The sequence below is a fragment of the Fibrobacter sp. genome, from assembly GCF_045601785.1.
Taxonomy (GTDB): domain Bacteria; phylum Fibrobacterota; class Fibrobacteria; order Fibrobacterales; family Fibrobacteraceae; genus Fibrobacter.
This window is the reverse complement of the sequence record NZ_JAZSAF010000086.1, coordinates 39,154-56,464: the sequence shown is the minus strand read 5'-3', so window position 1 is coordinate 56,464 and position 17,311 is coordinate 39,154. Positions and strand designations below refer to the sequence as shown.

The window sequence follows — 17,311 nt, the reverse complement described above, 5'->3', positions numbered from 1 at the left end:
TTCGTGATTTTACTCGTCGCCGAAAAACCGTCTGTCGCCAACCAGCATTACCGTCCGATGCTCGAGCGGATCGAAGGTGAAAAGTTCACCCAAGGCGACGGATGCCTTATCGGCAAGAACCACTGCATTACTTGGTGCGTGGGCCACTTGATTACGCTCGCCCCCCTTGACGCCTACCCCGGTTACGAGGGCGGTTGGCGGCTTTCAAACTTGCCGCTGCTGCCTGAAAAATTCCGCCTGATGGAAATCGAAAGCACCAAGAAACAGCTGAACGTGGTTCGCCAAATGATGGAGCAGGCAGACGTTCTGGTGAACGGAGCGGACGCCGGCCGCGAAGGCAACCTGATTTTTGACCTGGTACTCGACTACACACCCTCTTTTAAGCAAAAGACCATTAAGCGCCTGTGGGTGAACAGCTACGTGGCCAAGGATCTAGACAAGGCCTGGAAAAATTTGGAGGACGCTACCCAGCGTCTCAACTTGAGCTATGCGGCCCGCTTAAGACAGCGAGCCGACTGGATGGTAGGGCTAAACGCAACGAGAGCCTACACACTCACCGCCGGCCGCGGCAAGATGATTTCGGTGGGGCGCGTGCAGACACCGACCTTAAACCTGATTGTAGAACGCGACAGCATCGTAGAGCAGTTCAAGGAACTGTTCTACTATAGCATCGTGGGCTCATGGAAAGGATTCCAGGCGCAAAATGTCAAACGTGAAGAAGACGCCAAGGGCGAAGCAAATCTTAAAGTCGCCGTCTTTGAGAAGGAAGCCGAAGCGAACGCCATTGTAGAGCGATGCACATCGCCCACAGAGGCAACAATCGCCAAGGTCGACACGCAGCAAAAGAAGCAATTTCCGCAAAAGCCGTTCGACCTGACTGAATTACAAAAAGAAGGAAACAAGCGATTCAAGTTCAGCGCCCAGCAGGTGCTTGACTGCGCGCAGAACCTATACGAAAAGAAACTGCTTACCTACCCGCGTACCGATTCGCAGTACCTGCCCGACACCATGAAACAAGAGGCTTATGCCCTTGCGCAAAAACTCTCGACACCCGAGCAGCAAAAGGTATTCCGCACCCTCGATGAAAATTTCGTCTTCATCAACTCGAGCAAGGTGACTGACCACTTTGCCATTATCCCTACCGGCGAAACTCCGAGCGATTTGCCCGAAATGGAGCAGAAAATTTACGACCTGGCCAAGGAACGCTTTGTGCAGGCATGGCTCAAGCCATACGTGTGGGATGAAATGGAAATCGTGCTCGAGACGGGAGAAAAGAAAGATTTATTCAGATTGAAGCTCAAGCGTAACGAAGATTTGGGATTCCGCGCTCTCGTAAAAGAGACGAAAGACGACAAGAAAAAGGCGAAGGGCAAGAAAGGCGAAGCCGAATCTAAGGACGCCGAGGGCAAAGGCGACAGCGACGAAATTACGAACCTGGTGGAATTTTTCCCGGAATGGGCTGTCGGCGAGCACGCTCCTTTTGACAGCGTAGAGCTACAAAAGAAGAAGAAGAGCAAGCCCAAGTACTACACCGAGGCAACTCTCCTTGCCGCGATGAAGACCGCGGGTAAGCAAATCGAAAATGAAGAACTGGCCGAAGCCATGAAGGACCGCGGACTCGGAACGCCTGCCACGCAGGCGGGAATCATCGAGACACTCAAGAAGCGCGGATTTATCGAGGCCCAGAAGAATTACCTGGTGAGTACCGCCCGAGGCCGCGAAGTGATTGCCTTGATGGACGAAAAGGTCAAGTCGCCCGAGATGACCGGCGAATGGGAATACAAGCTTTCTCAAGTAGAAAAGGGCACACTTTCTCCAGTAGAATTCCGCGACGGAATCGTCGAATATGTAAAGCAGCTGTTCGCCGACTTGCACGCGCGATACGGCTGCCAGTTCGAGCGCGAGACCGCCACCGAAACAATTCCTTGCCCCAAATGCGGGAGCGCGCTCGAAGTAGCCCCCTGGGGCTACGTGTGCCCCAAAGCCGAATGCGGATTCAAGTTTGGGCACACCGTGGCAGGCCATATGCTTGCCCATGGCGAAATCAAGGCGCTCCTCGCCGGTGAAACCATCGGCCCAGTTTCTGGATTCAAGAGCAAGAAAGGCACCGAATTTTCGGCGAAACTTTCGGTTGATAAAGATTTCAATATCCAGTTTGAATTCGAAAGCGACGGCAAGTTCCACGGGCAAAAAACAGAATACAAGTGCCCACTTTGTGGAGCCCCGCTGGAAGAAAACAAGAACGCCCTATTCTGCACGGCAAATATTAAAAACGGTGATGCCGGAACGGAGTCAGGCATGACAAATGCATGCAAGTTCACATTGTTCAAGACTATCGCAGGGCACACGCTTACGGCAAACGAAATCGAGGAACTATTCACCAACGGACACACTCCGCTCATCCAAGATTTCAAGAGCAAGAAGGGCACCGAATTTGCAGCAAGCCTCAAATGGGGCGAAGGTGAAAACAAGGGCCGCACCACCTTTGAATTTCTGCACAGGAACCTCCCCTGTCCCATTTGCGGAGACCAGCTTCGTTTCCGCAACGGCACATCAAGCGCTTCGGGAGAAGCGACCGTACACGCCGCCTATGTGTGCATGAACCCGCAATGCGGCTATGGGATTCCGCAAGTTTTCTACCAGCGCAAGTTCAGCGACGAAGAAGTCGAAGGACTCCTGAAAAACAAATGGACTCCCGTACTGGAACCCTTCAAGAAAAACGATACGACTTTCCGTGCAGCCCTAGAACTCCGCAACGGTGGCAAGTTGGGATTCAACAAGCTGACAGTCGAAGTCATCAATCAAAAATAGGCCGTGTCGCGCATGACCGAGGCCCAGAACATGCTTTGTTTCGTGACATCGAGTCACGAAACAAAGAAAGGGCTCCCTTGCGGGAACCCTTTCCTAAGAAGGAGAAAATATGAATCGGTATGTGGAACCTTGAACCTACCAGGAGGGGAGCAATGATAGAGTCGTTTCAGGATTTACCCTTCTACCGTTCACGATTCTAAATATATCCTTTTATTTTTGCTCGGGAACTACCAAATTGCTTATTTTCTTAATCCGTATCAATTACATTCACACCACAAGTAAACTAACATTTACTCTTCGCGGAAAATAATCTTGCACTTCGGAACAAAACGGAATCCACCACGACGGTGACGTTCGATTTCGAAATACTTCTTCACACCTTCAGACGGATGTTCCGGATCATCAGAACCATTGATATGAGCAATAACGCGGTTCAATCGGCTTTCGAAGTTCGGACGCAGAGGATCCATACAAATAGATGCATCTCTCTTGAATTCGCGGTTTTCAAATTCTTCACGACCGGATGCGCTGTACTCGCGCAGCAGATTACGAAGAATGCGAGCCGGGACATTACGCATCAGGTGTTTGCTATTGACCGAGATGGAATCGTCGCTCTTGTAGTAAATCACCGTGACCGAATCATTCATCGCTTCAAGCAGCTGTTCCTGAGCCTTCTGAATAGGTTCCCATGAATCGAATTCCTGCTTCACCACGGCACTCATCAGCCTGTTGAACGGTTCCGGGGCAACGACATTTGCCTTATAATCGAAGTAGACCACACCTGCCGGTGCGCCGTAATAGCAGCCCTTATGAATCAAGACTGCGCCCACCTGTTCATCAATCACATCTTCGGTTGCACGGACACAAGCCATCTTCTTTTCGGCTTCAAATTCCCAATCAAGCCCATATTCATCTAGGCAATCACCAAAGGTCATATACTTACCGACCTGGCGACCATTCACATAAACACAGCCGTCATCGCGGACTTCGGCCGTAGCACGGTTTTCGAGCGCTTCAACAAAAGAGGTCTGACAGGCCTTGTATTCAATAAGCTCATAGGGAGGCGTATTCAAGAAAATGGGGCCCAACTGCACTAGGCCGTTAAACCAGCGCATGGGGTTCGTAATCAGCATGCCCGGCGAATCAAATCGGTAAGAGAAATACTCCTTGCGGTTACCATCGACCAATTCGCGGCGAAGGAATTTTGCATTGGAGAGAAGAGGATAACGTTTCGGAATAATGTCAAGGCAGAGCTGACGCACATCTTCGGTTGCGTAGAACTGCGACACATACGGCAGGTAAGAACGCAACACGCTACGAGCGGGAACCGCTTCGAATGTGGCGCAGCGGTCTATAATGTGCTGCACAAACGCATCCGGGTTTTCACCCCGTTCATAAAGCCAGTTCACCACGCTATTCATAATCAGACGGTGAAGGCCTTCGTCCACAAAAGAGTCTTCGAAATAAATGTCATTAAGAACTTTGACCGTAAAACGCGGATCACGCTTAATTAGCGTCAAAAGATCCTTTACCGGATACTTAATGAGCAACTCGATATGAGTCAATTGCAGGAACAGATTTGAAAGCACTTTTTTACCTCACTCTTTTGAATAGATGTATAAGTCCTATTCAATAGGAACCCTAAACACCTTTCATCTGATTGTGTCATTAATTTAGCAAAAAAATATATTTAAAATTGTTTAAAAGGCTATATTTGGGCTATGAAATCGGCTGAAATACACATTTTACCGGATGAAATCATCAATAAAATCGCTGCGGGTGAAGTAATTGAGCGCCCTGCATCGGCCGTAAAAGAACTTATTGAAAACGCAATCGATGCCGGAGCCACCCGTATACAGGTGTCTATCGAACAGGGCGGAAAAAAGAAAATTCAGGTAACAGACAACGGAAAGGGCATGAATTCATACGACCTAGACCTCTGCTACCTACGCCATACGACATCCAAGCTCACGTCTGCCGAAGACCTTTTTCACCTACACACCAATGGTTTTAGGGGTGAAGCAGTCGCTTCCATAGCAGCCGTTTCCAAACTCACCATCACCAGCGCCACTGAAGACGGTGATTCGGGACGGATTGTTTTGGAAGGCGGTCGCGTCGTTGAAAAGCTAGATGTGCAGGCCAGCCGCGGCACCACGTTTCTAGTTGAAGATCTATTCTACAACACTCCTGTACGCCGAAACTTTTTAAGCAGTGAAACCGCCGAGGGAACGCGCATATTCGATGTCATTCTTAAAACGGCAATCGCGCACCCCGAAATCCGCTTCGATTATAAAGTAGGCGACAAAACCGTGTTTACCGGGGTGCCTGGGGAACTGCGCAACAGAATCGCCGAAGCAATAGGCTCTAAAATCGCAAAAGCCTTATTACCTCTCGACTACACCGAAGCGGGCATCCATGTTTGGGGATACATCTCCCCCACCACAGAAACAAACGGAAAGCGCAACAATCAGTTCCTATTCATTCGGAACCGCCCCATCGAAAGCAAGATGGTGAGCAAGGCGGTGCAGCAAGCCTACGAGCCCTATGGCGCCCAATGCAAGCCTGTTTCGGTGCTGTTTTTGGACATGCCCGATATGGAATTTGACGTTAACGTGCACCCCGCAAAGCGAGAAGTGCGGTTTGCAAACCAGAACCTGGTCTTTTTGGTGGTCACCCATGCCATCCGCGACGCATTTACCAAGGACATGGAAGCGAATTCTCCGCTCATCGACTTAAGCGAAGAAATCAAAAAGCAAGGAAACGCCGATAGCTTGCACGAAACAAGCCTCCCCTACGGATTTTCAGAGCCCATCGAAAAGTCCCGCGCTCCATTTACAACAAATGAAGCTAGCGGAGACATTCCCGAAATGTCTAACCGCCCAGCAACCCCATTTACATTTGAAAAGCCTCACAAGTCCTCGACGATCAACGATTATGCACAGGACCTTTTCAGCCAACCCGAAGCGGGCAAAGTGATTTCACTTGAAGGGGAAAACCTGCAGGCTCCGCCCGCAAAAGAACATGTCTGGAATCCACCTACATTCTTCCAAATTTCAAACACATACATTGCAGGTGAAGATTCCAACGGGCTCTTAATTATTGACCAACATGCCGCCCATACTCGAATTCTATATGAACGGGCTATCGACACCCTGAGAAATGGGGCCGCACTCGACAGTCAGGAGCTTCTATTCCCAGAGCTTTTGGATTTATCTAAAATCGAAGTGGAAGCGTTACAAAGCGTTGAAGACCAATTCAAGCATCTCGGCTTTTACATTGAGCACTTCGGCGGGGAGACATACCAGATTCGCGCCATACCAAGCGCACTCCCCCTTTCTCGAGCCATTAAGGCCGTTAAAGACTTCCTTGACAGCATCGGCGAAGAGGGAAAGAGCGAAGGCGACATGGTAAAAGTTCAAGAAACCATTGCCAAGGCCTGGGCAAGCACCAACGCCTACCAAGCAGGTGACAAGCTAAAGCCAGAAGAAATGGACGCTCTCGTGACGCAACTGATGCTCACCGAAGAGCCGCTCAAGTCCCCTTATGGGCATCCAACCCTAATGCGAATTACGCTAGACGAACTTTCGAAGAAATTCCGCCATTAACGATTCTAGGGACTCTCCCACCGAAAGTCTTGATCGCAGAATATCCGCATTCGGTTTCCGCCTAGAGGCAAAAGAATCTGCGATTTCTTTGACTAAACCTGCAACAGCATGACGCTCATGTCCAGGTACAACAATCATTTCTGGATAGACTGACCTATCCAAAATGATATTGGGTAGCGCGAAGTATTTCGTCTTTACAAAAAGGCTCCCTAAGCAATATGTCAAAAAATCCGGTTTGGTGCAGACCGCCATCGAGCACCCCGATAAGGCAAGTTCCAGCGTAGCCGTTCCCGGAGCAGTCACGGCGAACTTGGCTCTACAATAAAGGGCGTTTCTGTCATTAACATTGGGGGGAGCAACAGCCACACGGATTTTTTGTGAAAGAGATTCGTTTCCAAATTGAAGTAGGGCCCTTTCAAAAGCAGGTACCAACTCCTGACGCGCGGCCAACAAGACATAATCAAGATGCGATATCGCCTTGGACATCTGCGACACCTCAACGGCCTTCAAAAATAAAGGCAGGTTTCGCAGCGCCTGCGACTTGCGGCTACCTGGGAGTAGAAGAATTGACGAAGATTCTTCCGCTTCAGGAGATTTTGTCGACAGATACGGATGCTTGACCCGCACCACATCACAACCAGCGCTGCGGTAAGCGGTTTCTTCAAAGTCAAAGAAAACCGCAAGTTTCACGAAAGGATTTTCAGCAAGTTCATGTGCTCGAGCCGATTTCCATGCCCATACCTGAGGCGGTGCCACATAAAGGCAAGGCTTACGCAATGCACCTGCAAGTTTTGCAAGCTTCATGTTAAAGCCAGGATAATCAATCGCCACCAGGCCCAGACAATCCGGTGATTCAAGCGCCGCCCTTAACACCTTAAAACTTTTGCGAAGTTTAAAATACTTGGGCAATACATCGCCAAAACCCGATACCGGCAAATTTTCAAAATCGACAATGGGATGCATGCCAGCGCCCTGCATGCGAGTTCCCCCCGCACCAAGAGCCCTAAAACGCGCCCCGGCCACAACCGTTTTAACTAACGATTCTCCGACGGCATCGCCAGAATCTTCCCCCGCACAAAAAAGGATGTACGATTTACCGTTTGGCACGGTTTGAAACCCAAACTTTTGACGCATTCAATTCGTCGCGCAAAGCTTGCAAGAGGGCAGGTTCATAGACAATTTTTTGGCTTTTGAGCGAAAGCACGTGCATAAAGCCCGATTCCGTTTCAATGTGACAGACCAACTCACAGCTATGTTCACCCTCGAACGGGGCATATTTTTCAAAAAGCCCCTGCAATTTATCCAAAAAGGCTTGATCGACCATGGACGAATCTATTTTCATGTGAATATGGCTCACCATATCCGAACGAACTCGATCCAACTGGATGACTTCTTCGACAACTAGCTGCATGCCATCGCCCATACGCTGGTGTTCAAGGGCACCCTTTACAAGCACCCGGTCGTCAATGGCCACCGTGTCACGGAATTTTTCCCACAGATCCTTCTTGAAGAACAGTTCCAAATCGCCGTGGAAATCCTGAATGGCGCCAGCACCGATCGTATCGCCGCGTTTTGTTTCAATGGAACGGAGTTTCGTGACAACGCCTCCCACAATGACGGTGCCGCCTTCATGACTGGACAGATCTTCTTCGTCCAAGGAACATGTCGTAAAGCCTTGCAATTCCGGACAGAATTCATCGAGCGGATGTGCCGACAGGAACATACCCACCACATCGCGTTCCTTATTGAGCATCTCCATCGACGACCATTCTTCGGCTTCTTCCAATACTTCGGCGGAGCTATCCATCGAAGGCTCACCACCGCCCATATCAAAGAGCGACATCTGTCCTCGGTCTTTATCTTCCTGGTACCTAGAAGCCACCTCCATAGCGCGGTCCACCGTCGCCAAAAGTACCGGACGACTGCCGGGGAACTCGTCAAGCGCTCCGGCCATAATCAGGCTTTCGATCAGTCGCTTATTCATGGGAGCACGCTTTTCTTTTTGCTCTCCCTGGAACTCCGCCACACGCTTGCAGAAATCAAAGATATCCTTAAACTTGCCTCGACGCTCTCGTTCAGCGATAATATCTTCGACCACGGCGAGGCCCACATTGCGGATGCCAGCCAATCCAAACAATATTTGACCTTCTTTATTGGCAACAAACTCGCCCATCGACTCATTGATATTCGGAGCCAAGACAGATATATTCAACCGCTTGCATTCCAAGATAATCGTCACAATGTCTTCGGTCTTACCCATCTTCGAGGTCATCGAAGCTGCCATGTATTCAGGGCCGTAATGCGCCTTCAGGTATGCGGTTTGGTAAGCCACATAAGCGTAAGCCGCCGCATGACTCTTGTTGAATGCGTATCCGCAGAACGGGAGCACCGCATTCCACACCTTTTGAATCATGGCTTTATCATAGCCCTTGTTGATGCACTTCTCGAAGAATTCCGGTTCGAGTTTTGCCATCTTATCGGGCATCTTCTTGGCCATGATACGGCGGATGTTGTCAGCACCACCCAGCGTGTAACCACCCAGAATCTGGGCCAATTTCATCACCTGTTCCTGGTACACAATCACGCCGTAGGTTTCTCCCAGCACCTGTTCTAGGTCGGGGTGGTAGCAGTCAATTTCTTCTTGACCGTTCTTACGGGCAATAAAGTGCGGAATCTGGTCGATCGGCCCCGGACGATACAGGGCGTTCATAGCGATCAAGTCAAAGATTCGAGTAGGCTTCAGTTCGCGCAGGTATTTTTGCATACCCGGAGATTCGAACTGGAACACCGTCGTGGTCATCCCCTTGCCGAGCAGGTCGAATGTTTCCTTGTCATCGAGCGGAATGTGGCCCATGTCAAGTTCAATCGAGCGATTCTTCTTGACCATGTTCACCGTGTCTTGAATGATCGACAAGTTGATCAGGCCAAGGAAGTCCATCTTCAAAAGTCCGATGTCTTCGGCGTAGTGCTTGTCGTACATCACCACCGGCGTATCTTCGGGGGCGGCACGGTACAAAGGCGCAAGGTTATAAATCGGGGTCGGCGTAATCACCACGCCGCAAGCATGCACACCGGTCTGGCGTGGCAAATCTTCGAGCTTTTTAGCGATATCCCACAAGTTCTGGTAACTGGCGCGGCTACCGATCATTGCCTGCAAGGGTTCCGGGCTGTAACCGTCTTCCAGGTTGGTGCCCTTCTTGTCTTTACCCGTCCAGGCTTGCTTAAGGCTAAAGTTCAAGGTGCGCTGCGGGAACAGTTTGGTAATCTGCTTTGCCTCGGCAGGCGGAAGTCCCAGGACGCGCGCCACATCGGTAATCACCGCCTTGGACTTGAGCATGCCGTAGGTAATAATCTGGCCCACGCATTCCTTGCCATACTTGTCGGTCACGTACTGAATCACGCGGCCGCGGTCACGGTCCGCAAAGTCCGTATCGATATCCGGCATGGACACGCGTTCGGGGTTCAGGAATCGTTCAAAAAGGAGATCGAAAGTGAGCGGGTCGATGTCGGTAATACCGATAATGTAGGTAACCAAGGAACCTGCGGCAGAACCACGGCCCGGGCCCACGGGAATTCCGTGTTCACGGGACCAGTTAATGAAATCCCACACAATCAAGAGGTAGCCCGCCACGTTCATGTTGCGGATACAGTTCAGTTCCTTGTACATGCGCTTGCCCACATCGGTTTCGTGGGCAGGGAACTTAAAGTCCTCTTTCGGGAAACGCCACTTAAGGCGCTGATTACAAAGATGCGTGATATAGATGTCGGCATCGCCACCCGGCTTGCACCAGCGGCGAACGCTCTTGTCCCAAGCTTTTTGATCGTCTTCGTCAAAAAATTCCGGCTGCGACAGGCGTTCAATTTCAGCCTTGTCTTCGTTGGTCAGGGCATCTTCGGCAATTCCCTTGTCTGCACAATAGGTCGCCGTCACCTTTTTCTTTTTGTCCTTGATGACGCCCTTGACTTCGCGTTCGCGTACGACCGGATATTCCGCGTCGTATTCCGCCTTCATAATCGCCTTGATGCTCTGGTATTCATCGGAGGCCAAAAAATCTTCAGGGATCTTGAAGCGGGGCCAGTATTCATCGCCGATACCGGTCTTGACCGTGTAATTGCAGCGTTCTGCAATTTTCACCGTATTTTCAATGGCGCCAGGAATATGCCCAAACAACTCCACCATTTCGGCTTCGCTGCGGAAATAGAATTTACCATTGTCAGGAAAATGCTTGTCGTCAAAGCCATTGAGAGTTTCTTTCAAGGCTATACAACGCAAAATCTTGTGCGCTTCGGCATCTTCGGGCTTAATGTAATGGACGTCACCCACAGCGACAATCTCGCGACCCAGTTCACCAGCCAGCTTAACGTTGTAATCGTTCAGCAACTTTTGCCCCTGGACACCATTGTCGCACACCGAAATGTACAGATGGTCGTGGTCAAAAATTTTGTCGAGGGACTCCATGTATTCGCGGGCAACGCTATTGCGCCCGGCAGCCACATTCTGACCGTACTTGCTAAAGAAATCGCCCGCAATGGCGATAATGCCTTCTTTATGTTCTTCGATAACCGAAAGCGGAACCGACGGTATTTCGGCCCAGCGGTCTCCATCTTCGTAACGGTAGCTCACAATGCGAAGCAAATTGTAGTAGCCCGCTTCGTTTTCCACCAATAGGGTCACTCGTTCAAAAGTAGTCGGATCTTTTTGGTTTGCACTTGACGTGTCCACATAAATATGGCAGCCATAAATCGTCTTTACCGGAGGAAGGCCCTTTTCTTTACGGCCCTTGTTCATGTCTTTTCCGCGAGTCTGGATTTCCAAGATACCAAACATGGCAGCGTGGTCTGTAAGAGCCACCGCAGGAGCATTTTCATCGGCTGCAGCCGCTAGAATATCATCGAGACGAGCGGAAGCCTGTAAAACAGAAAATTCAGAATGAACTTGAAGGTGAACAAAAGCCATACCCGCAATTTAGTAAATAGTAGACCAAAGGAAGCTGACAGAAGGCAGAGGTTTGGACTACGGCGCACAGCTCAAAGCCTAGTCGCTTATCGAGTACATATCCAGCAACCGACTCACCTGGGCAGAAACATCGCCGAACTTTTTCTGGTAACGGCGACGGACAGCCAACTCTTGGGGAAGCATCACCAATGCCTGCAGCCATGCCTTCGCTAGGGCAATGCAAATGGCCACTTTTGAGAGTTTCTTGCCATCGCCGGACTGTCCGGGGACGCCCCCCTTCGCCATGTTCATATAGCGTACGAAACTGCGAACCGGAAGCTTCAAAATATCGCCAACCGAAAGCAGACGAACAGCTGTTCGCAAACGGTTGCGTTCCGAATAAAATAATTTGCGTGGCGAGTAACGAACGGTCGTCATGGAACGTTCATGATAGACCTTCGCTTCGGGGCAAAAGACAGTCTTGAATCCGGCAAGATTGTGGCGGAAATACCACTCAGTTTCTTCAAAAAACAAGAAAAAACTGGCATCCATCTTGCCCGCCGCCTTTGCGGCGGCCTTTCGAAAGCTCATTACGGCGCCATAGCAACCAAACACTTCCTTTTCACGCACATCGGCTTCGGCAAAGTTCATACCGCTGGCTTCATTTTTTGCAAAAAGATCTGCGCCAAACAGCACGCCCACCGCATTCACCACGCCACTTTTTTCCATCACAAGACTTGCTACAGAACCTGCTTCCGGATGCCGTTCAAAGCAGCTACGCAATTTCTCGGCCCAGTCCGGTGCAAATTCCAAATCCATGTTGCAAAGCACCTGAATGTCGCTGTCCATATTCTTCAGGAGTCCATTGCAGGCGCCAGCGTAGCCCAAGTTCTGTTCACTCTCGATTATATTGCAATCGACATTCGCTGCTTTAAGCTGCTGTATAGACTGATCCGTCGACGCATTATCAAAGACAAATACCCGAACAGGCTCCGTCTGGGCCTTAAGACTCTTGACGCATTCCGTCAATTCTTCGCCACCGTTATAGTTGATAATACCGACATCGATGATCATAGCTACCTAAATAGAAAAGGGCCCAAAGGACCCTTCAAATATAGTTTAAACGGGAAATAGAGTATTACAGGCCGTAATAGCGGATATAGTCGATCTCGCCGTTAAAGAAGCGATTGTGCTTAGCCTGGTTCACGGCATCGTACGCGATGCCAATGTTATAGCCCAGCTGCGAAACATCACCCTTAGCCTCTGCCCAAGCCGTGCGTTCGCCATTCTGGTAAACCATCACGGAGTCAATCGTACGCTCGACACGGATATCGTTCCATTCACCGAGATCGAGACTCTTTCCCTTGAGGACATTCCACTCTGTGCCGTCCACATCGACATCGCGGAACTGAACCGTGAGAACGCCGTCGTCAACGCGAATAAGCCAGCCATCACCATAGCGTCCGGGAGGCTCTGCCGCGATGATGTTCTGCATTTCGCCAAATTCGTTTGGCTTCACGCGGGCAGTCACAGCAAAAGTATTGCGCAAGAACGTCTTCGAAAGGTTTATCGGCAATCCGGACTTGCCATCGAGAGTAACCGTCGTATCAGCAATGGTCGGGTTTCCAACAACGGACTTCGTGGAATTATTAGCCATGCGGTCGAGACCGATGAACGTCGGTTCATTGAATTCCCATGCAGCAAGCAGCCATTCATTCTTTGTAACAACGGCACCTTCGGTAAAGCCCTTGAATACGCCAAATCGAACGTAATCCATTTCGCCAATGAAGTAGCGGTCGTGGAAAGCCTGCTGCATGCCGTCATAGCCAATGCTCCAATCGTAAGCCATCTGGGTCAAGTCACCCTTATAAGCCGTAGCCACAGTGACTTCACCGTTCTGGAAGAGCTTGACGCTATCGGCATTACGTTCCAAGCGGATTTCGCACCATTCGTCAAGAGCCATTTCCTTACCCGGAAGAACAGTCCAATCGGCATAACTGTTTTCGGCATCGCGCAGGTGAACCGTCAAGACACCTTCGTCAACACGAAGCTGCCAGCCATCCACACCGCGTCCTGGGGGTTCCGCCACAATAATATTCTGCATGGTACCGAACTTTGTCGGCTTCACGCGGGCTTCCACCACAAAATCGTTGATACGGATATTCGGGTCGAGCGAAATCTTTAGACCAGAGGCACCGTCAAAGCTTGCAATACCATCGATCGTGCTAACTGAACCTTCACCGGGCGCAGCATCGTGTCCATTGCCAGTTGCATCAAGGCCCACATTTGCAGAATCGTTGAAATTCCATTCTGCAATCCAGTCCGGCACCACAGAATCGGAGGCGATCACGGAGGAGTCGACCGGGACCATCAGTGTATCGACCACCTGGATCGAATCGACTGGAGCATCTTCGATTTCATCGACATTTTCGACGCCAATCTGTTCCACAGAACCGTTGACGCAATGGCACTGCCCCGGAACCAACACATCGAATCCGACTGTCAGTTTGCCTTTTACCTTGAGTTCCTTGCCAGAATCATCCTGGAATGCAGCAACGATGGCCCCATCGACCCAGAACACGACGATATTTCCGGCGCGTTCCATGCGCACATTGGCGAGAGCATTTTTTTCGACATGTTTGTCGGTCTTGAACTTGTTCCATACGCCGTTACCCTGGTGGCGCCAAGAATAAACAACCGCACCGCCTTCAACCTGAATCATCCAAGCATCGCCATCTCCATCGACACCGGCAGAAGCGATTGTATAGGTGGAATCGTCTTCAACCTGCACATCCGCATCGACCGCAAAGTTATCGCTTTGCAAGGACGAATCCACGTCAACCGAAGAGGAATCCGTAAGACTCCAGGAATCCACGACAGAATGTCTGTAACGAGCCAGGTGAGCCTTTGCATCCGAAACATTCACAGGAACGACTTTGCCTGACTGAATTTCACCGTCACTCACCGAAATCACCGAAGCGCTGTCAGCCGATTCAGATGAGCAACCAAATAGTCCCACTGCCGCCAATGAGGCTACAGCAGGTATAACGGTCCATTTTTTCATTTTTTCTCCTTTACCCGTTTCAGTTAGCTTATGTAAGAAAATAATATATTTCTTACAGGCAAGCAAGTCTTTTCATCGATCATTTCTTGATTTTTGTCAAAAAACCGTACTGGAACGGGATATAGCTCAAATGAGCCAAGATATTGGGCATAAACTTGAGCTGTTTTCTGATACCCACGATGCGTTCCACTTCGAGACCATTTTCCTTGGCAAAGCGGATAAAGCTCTTCTTGGTCCAGAAAGTTTTGTGATTGATGTCCAAAACCCCCAGTGCGCGTTCGCCCTGGTCTACCTTGACATAGCGGAAATCGCGAGTCAAGACAATCTTCAAGATGTTCTCGACGCAGATGAAGTTCGGAAGCGAAAGGAGAATGTGACCTTCCGGTGTCAGATGATCCTTGCAGAAATTGATCAGGTCCACCGGGTCGTTCACATGTTCCAAAACGTCGCACATGACAATCAAGTCAAACTTGCGGTCTTCCTTATAGTCTTCATAAAGCACATGGTGATACTCGTTGAATCCGCCCGGGAAATTTTCTGCCGTCTGGCAGTCGGTACGGTTCTCTGGCTCAATGGCCACCTTGTAGGAATCCTTCGGGTAAATCACGCAGTTCTTGCCAGAGCCTGCACCAATTTCCAGAACACTCTTGGCATCTTTCGGAACAAGCATGGCGATGTCATAACGAATTTTATTCGGGTACATAAAAACCTCTTTTTCGGAAAATATAATTTTTTCTGCAGACAAAATGCTATTTTTAGGGAGAATGGCAATGGATAAAACCGGCATAAGGCTTTTTTTCAAAAGAATTTTCCAACTTCTGGTGAGCGTTGGCGGTTTTGTCTACATTTTCTACAAAGTTCCCTTCGCAAGCGTTGCCGAAAACTGGAATCCTGGCATGACGCCTTGGATTATAGCAATGCTCGTTGCCGCAAATCTCACTATGCTCATCCAGGCAAACCGCTGGAAAGGGCTCTCCGTTCAGGGGCCAGAAATTCCCTTCAAAACCTATTATGCCTATACGGCCATGGGTTACTTCTTCAACAACCTGCTCCCCACCGGTTTTGGTGGAGATGCAGTCAAGTCACTCGCCTTCGGGAAAAAATTCAACCAAACCAGCCAATCGATTTCGGCTGTGCTACTGTCGCGCATCCAGGGACTGTTGGCCATGTTCCTTTGCTTTTTCTTGGCACTTCCCTTTGCGCTAAACAAGGCAGACATTCCGTTTGCCTACACCCTGGTCATGACCTCTGCGCTACTTATATGCACACTGTTGGTTGTCCTTTGCCTTTTTTCAGACAAAGTGCCTATCCCCGCCACAATTACAAACAAACTTACTTTCATTCCGAAAATGCAGAAAAGCCTATCCATCTATAGGCAGCACAAAAGGCAAATTCTGCTATCGTCTCTTGATTCGCTGTGGCTGCAACTGCTGACACTGTTCACCGCCTACGCATACTTCAGGGCCGTCGGCGTTTCCATGGACTTGAGCATTCTGATCGTCTTCACGAGCATCACCATTGTGGTCTCGATGCTACCCATCTCGTTGAACGGCATCGGTGTCCGCGAAGGCGTGCAGGTGGCTCTCTTTACCGGCATTCTTGGAATTCCCGCCCCCGTTGTACTTTCGGCAGGGCTCCTGGGGTACATCCCCCTACTGTTCCAAGCTCTGCAGGGTGCCGTGGTTCTCGGCGCATCCAATAAACAAAAATAATCCGCCGAGCCCAAGCTCCAGCGGATTATCCTCTTAGGAAAAAACGCGTGTGGGTTATTCCCAAACTTCCGTCTTGAGTTCGCGGTCCCACATTTCCTTGATGACGTCGTCCACATTCTTACCTTCGAACAAGAGGGCATGAACAGCGTTTACAATCGGCATTTCGACACCGAGCTTGTCGGCGAGAGCCTTGGTGCTCTTGCATGTCGGAACACCTTCGGCCACCATCTTCATGCCACCGAGAACCTGTTCGATGGTTTCGCCCTTACCGATGTGTTCGCCCACATAACGGTTGCGGCTGTGCTGAGAAAGGCAAGTCACGATCAAGTCGCCCATACCAGCAAGGCCGGCAAATGTTTCGGGCTTTGCACCGAGAGCCTTACCAAGGCGACACATTTCTGCCTGACCACGAGTGAGAATGGCAGCACGCGTGTTGTCGCCAATCTTGTACTTGCCACCCGCTTCAAGTCCGTAAAGCACACCAGATGCAATTGCAATCACGTTCTTGACGGAACCGCAGAGTTCCACACCCACAATGTCAGTAGAGGTGTAGACGCGCAAGTAAGAGCAGCTCATGGTCTTCTGCACGAGCTTTGCAGATTCTTCGTTTACGCAAGCAGAAACAATCGCCGTGAGGATGTGGCGGCTCACTTCTTCGGCATGCGACGGACCGCTAAAGGCCACCATCTTGTCTTCGGTGAGCCAAGGAACATTTTCGAGCAGAACTTCGCTCATGAGCTGGTTCGTGCCTTCGAGAATACCCTTTGTGGCGCAGACCACCACCGGTTCCTTACCCTTAGCCGGAGTCCACTTGCCAAGGTTTTTCGCGACGCCGCCCATAAACTGAGACGGCACCACAATCAAAACCATTTCACAACCATCCAGAGCAGCATTCATGTCGGTCGTGTATTTAAAGTCTTCCGGGAAAATCACGCCCGGCAACTTGTCCTTATACTGGTGTTCCGTAGAGAGCAAGTCTACTTCGGCCTGGGAGTTGGTCCAGAACATCACTTCGTTCTTGTTTTCGTACACGACCTGACCGAGAGAAAGTCCCCAGCCACCTGTACCTAATACTGTTACCTTCATAATATAATTCCTAAAAAGTGGTTAGTGGTTAGTGGCTAGTGGTTAGAGCGACTTCGTCGCGATTGGCAATCTACTGTCTACTAACCACTGTTTACTA

10 protein-coding genes are annotated in these 17,311 nt (G+C 50.1%); 3 read left to right on the top strand and 7 right to left on the bottom strand.

All coding sequences use genetic code 11. From position 1 onward, the window contains the following. Positions 1 to 3 precede the first annotated feature (3 nt). The gene (locus ACKI61_RS14205; protein WP_407458321.1) at positions 4 to 2,811 is read left to right on the top strand and encodes a DNA topoisomerase; all 2,808 of its coding nucleotides are present in this window, start codon (positions 4 to 6) and stop codon (positions 2,809 to 2,811) included. A 290-nt stretch (positions 2,812 to 3,101) separates the two neighbouring features. Here ACKI61_RS14205 and ACKI61_RS14200 read toward each other — a convergent pair whose 3' ends face one another. Further along, positions 3,102 to 4,400, bottom strand: coding sequence for a hypothetical protein (locus ACKI61_RS14200; protein WP_407458320.1), 1,299 nt, complete (start codon positions 4,398 to 4,400; stop codon positions 3,102 to 3,104). A 132-nt stretch (positions 4,401 to 4,532) separates the two neighbouring features. On the opposite strand from ACKI61_RS14200, the gene mutL reads away from it, so the two are divergent. Continuing rightward, the gene (gene mutL, locus ACKI61_RS14195; RefSeq protein ID WP_407458319.1) at positions 4,533 to 6,416 is read left to right on the top strand and encodes a DNA mismatch repair endonuclease MutL; all 1,884 of its coding nucleotides are present in this window, start codon (positions 4,533 to 4,535) and stop codon (positions 6,414 to 6,416) included. Here the strand turns inward: mutL and ACKI61_RS14190 are convergent. From ACKI61_RS14190 to ACKI61_RS14170, 5 genes are all read right to left on the bottom strand, one after another. Then, positions 6,384 to 7,550, bottom strand: coding sequence for a lipid-A-disaccharide synthase (locus ACKI61_RS14190; RefSeq protein WP_407458318.1), 1,167 nt, complete (start codon positions 7,548 to 7,550; stop codon positions 6,384 to 6,386). The two genes, mutL and ACKI61_RS14190, sit on opposite strands and share 33 nt — an antisense overlap. Beyond that, complete coding sequence (gene dnaE, locus ACKI61_RS14185; protein ID WP_407458317.1) at positions 7,510 to 11,373, bottom strand: DNA polymerase III subunit alpha; 3,864 nt, start codon at positions 11,371 to 11,373, stop codon at positions 7,510 to 7,512. Before dnaE ends, ACKI61_RS14190 begins: the two co-directional genes overlap by 41 nt. Positions 11,374 to 11,451: 78 nt before the next feature. After that, positions 11,452 to 12,426 (bottom strand): glycosyltransferase family 2 protein, encoded by a 975-nt coding sequence (locus ACKI61_RS14180; RefSeq protein ID WP_407458316.1) that lies wholly within the window; start codon positions 12,424 to 12,426, stop codon positions 11,452 to 11,454. 64 nt (positions 12,427 to 12,490) lie between these two features. Further along, positions 12,491 to 14,416 (bottom strand): LamG-like jellyroll fold domain-containing protein, encoded by a 1,926-nt coding sequence (locus ACKI61_RS14175; protein WP_407458315.1) that lies wholly within the window; start codon positions 14,414 to 14,416, stop codon positions 12,491 to 12,493. Between the two features lie 79 nt (positions 14,417 to 14,495). Then, entirely contained in the window at positions 14,496 to 15,119 is a 624-nt protein-coding gene (locus tag ACKI61_RS14170; protein ID WP_173565964.1) for a class I SAM-dependent methyltransferase, read from the bottom strand. 61 nt (positions 15,120 to 15,180) lie between these two features. Here ACKI61_RS14170 and ACKI61_RS14165 point away from each other — a divergent pair, with 61 nt between their 5' ends. Further along, a complete protein-coding gene (locus tag ACKI61_RS14165) occupies positions 15,181 to 16,128 on the top strand; it encodes a lysylphosphatidylglycerol synthase transmembrane domain-containing protein (protein ID WP_407458314.1) in 948 nt (315 codons plus the stop codon). 54 nt (positions 16,129 to 16,182) lie between these two features. Here the strand turns inward: ACKI61_RS14165 and ACKI61_RS14160 are convergent, their stop codons facing one another. Beyond that, the gene (locus ACKI61_RS14160) at positions 16,183 to 17,214 is read right to left on the bottom strand and encodes an NAD(P)H-dependent glycerol-3-phosphate dehydrogenase (RefSeq protein WP_407458313.1); all 1,032 of its coding nucleotides are present in this window, start codon (positions 17,212 to 17,214) and stop codon (positions 16,183 to 16,185) included. Positions 17,215 to 17,311 lie beyond the last annotated feature (97 nt).

Bases quoted from the DNA above. Each gene is read 5' to 3' on its own strand.
- mutL (WP_407458319.1), top strand. From the start codon at position 4,533: ATGAAATCGGCTGAAATACACATTTTACCGGATGAAATCATCAATAAA.
- dnaE (WP_407458317.1), bottom strand. From the start codon at position 11,373: ATGGCTTTTGTTCACCTTCAAGTTCATTCTGAATTTTCTGTTTTACAG.
- ACKI61_RS14170 (WP_173565964.1), bottom strand. From the start codon at position 15,119: ATGTACCCGAATAAAATTCGTTATGACATCGCCATGCTTGTTCCGAAA.
- ACKI61_RS14160 (WP_407458313.1), bottom strand. From the start codon at position 17,214: ATGAAGGTAACAGTATTAGGTACAGGTGGCTGGGGACTTTCTCTCGGT.
- ACKI61_RS14180 (WP_407458316.1), bottom strand. From the start codon at position 12,426: ATGATCATCGATGTCGGTATTATCAACTATAACGGTGGCGAAGAATTG.
- ACKI61_RS14175 (WP_407458315.1), bottom strand. From the start codon at position 14,416: ATGAAAAAATGGACCGTTATACCTGCTGTAGCCTCATTGGCGGCAGTG.
- ACKI61_RS14190 (WP_407458318.1), bottom strand. From the start codon at position 7,550: ATGCGTCAAAAGTTTGGGTTTCAAACCGTGCCAAACGGTAAATCGTAC.
- ACKI61_RS14165 (WP_407458314.1), top strand. From the start codon at position 15,181: ATGGCAATGGATAAAACCGGCATAAGGCTTTTTTTCAAAAGAATTTTC.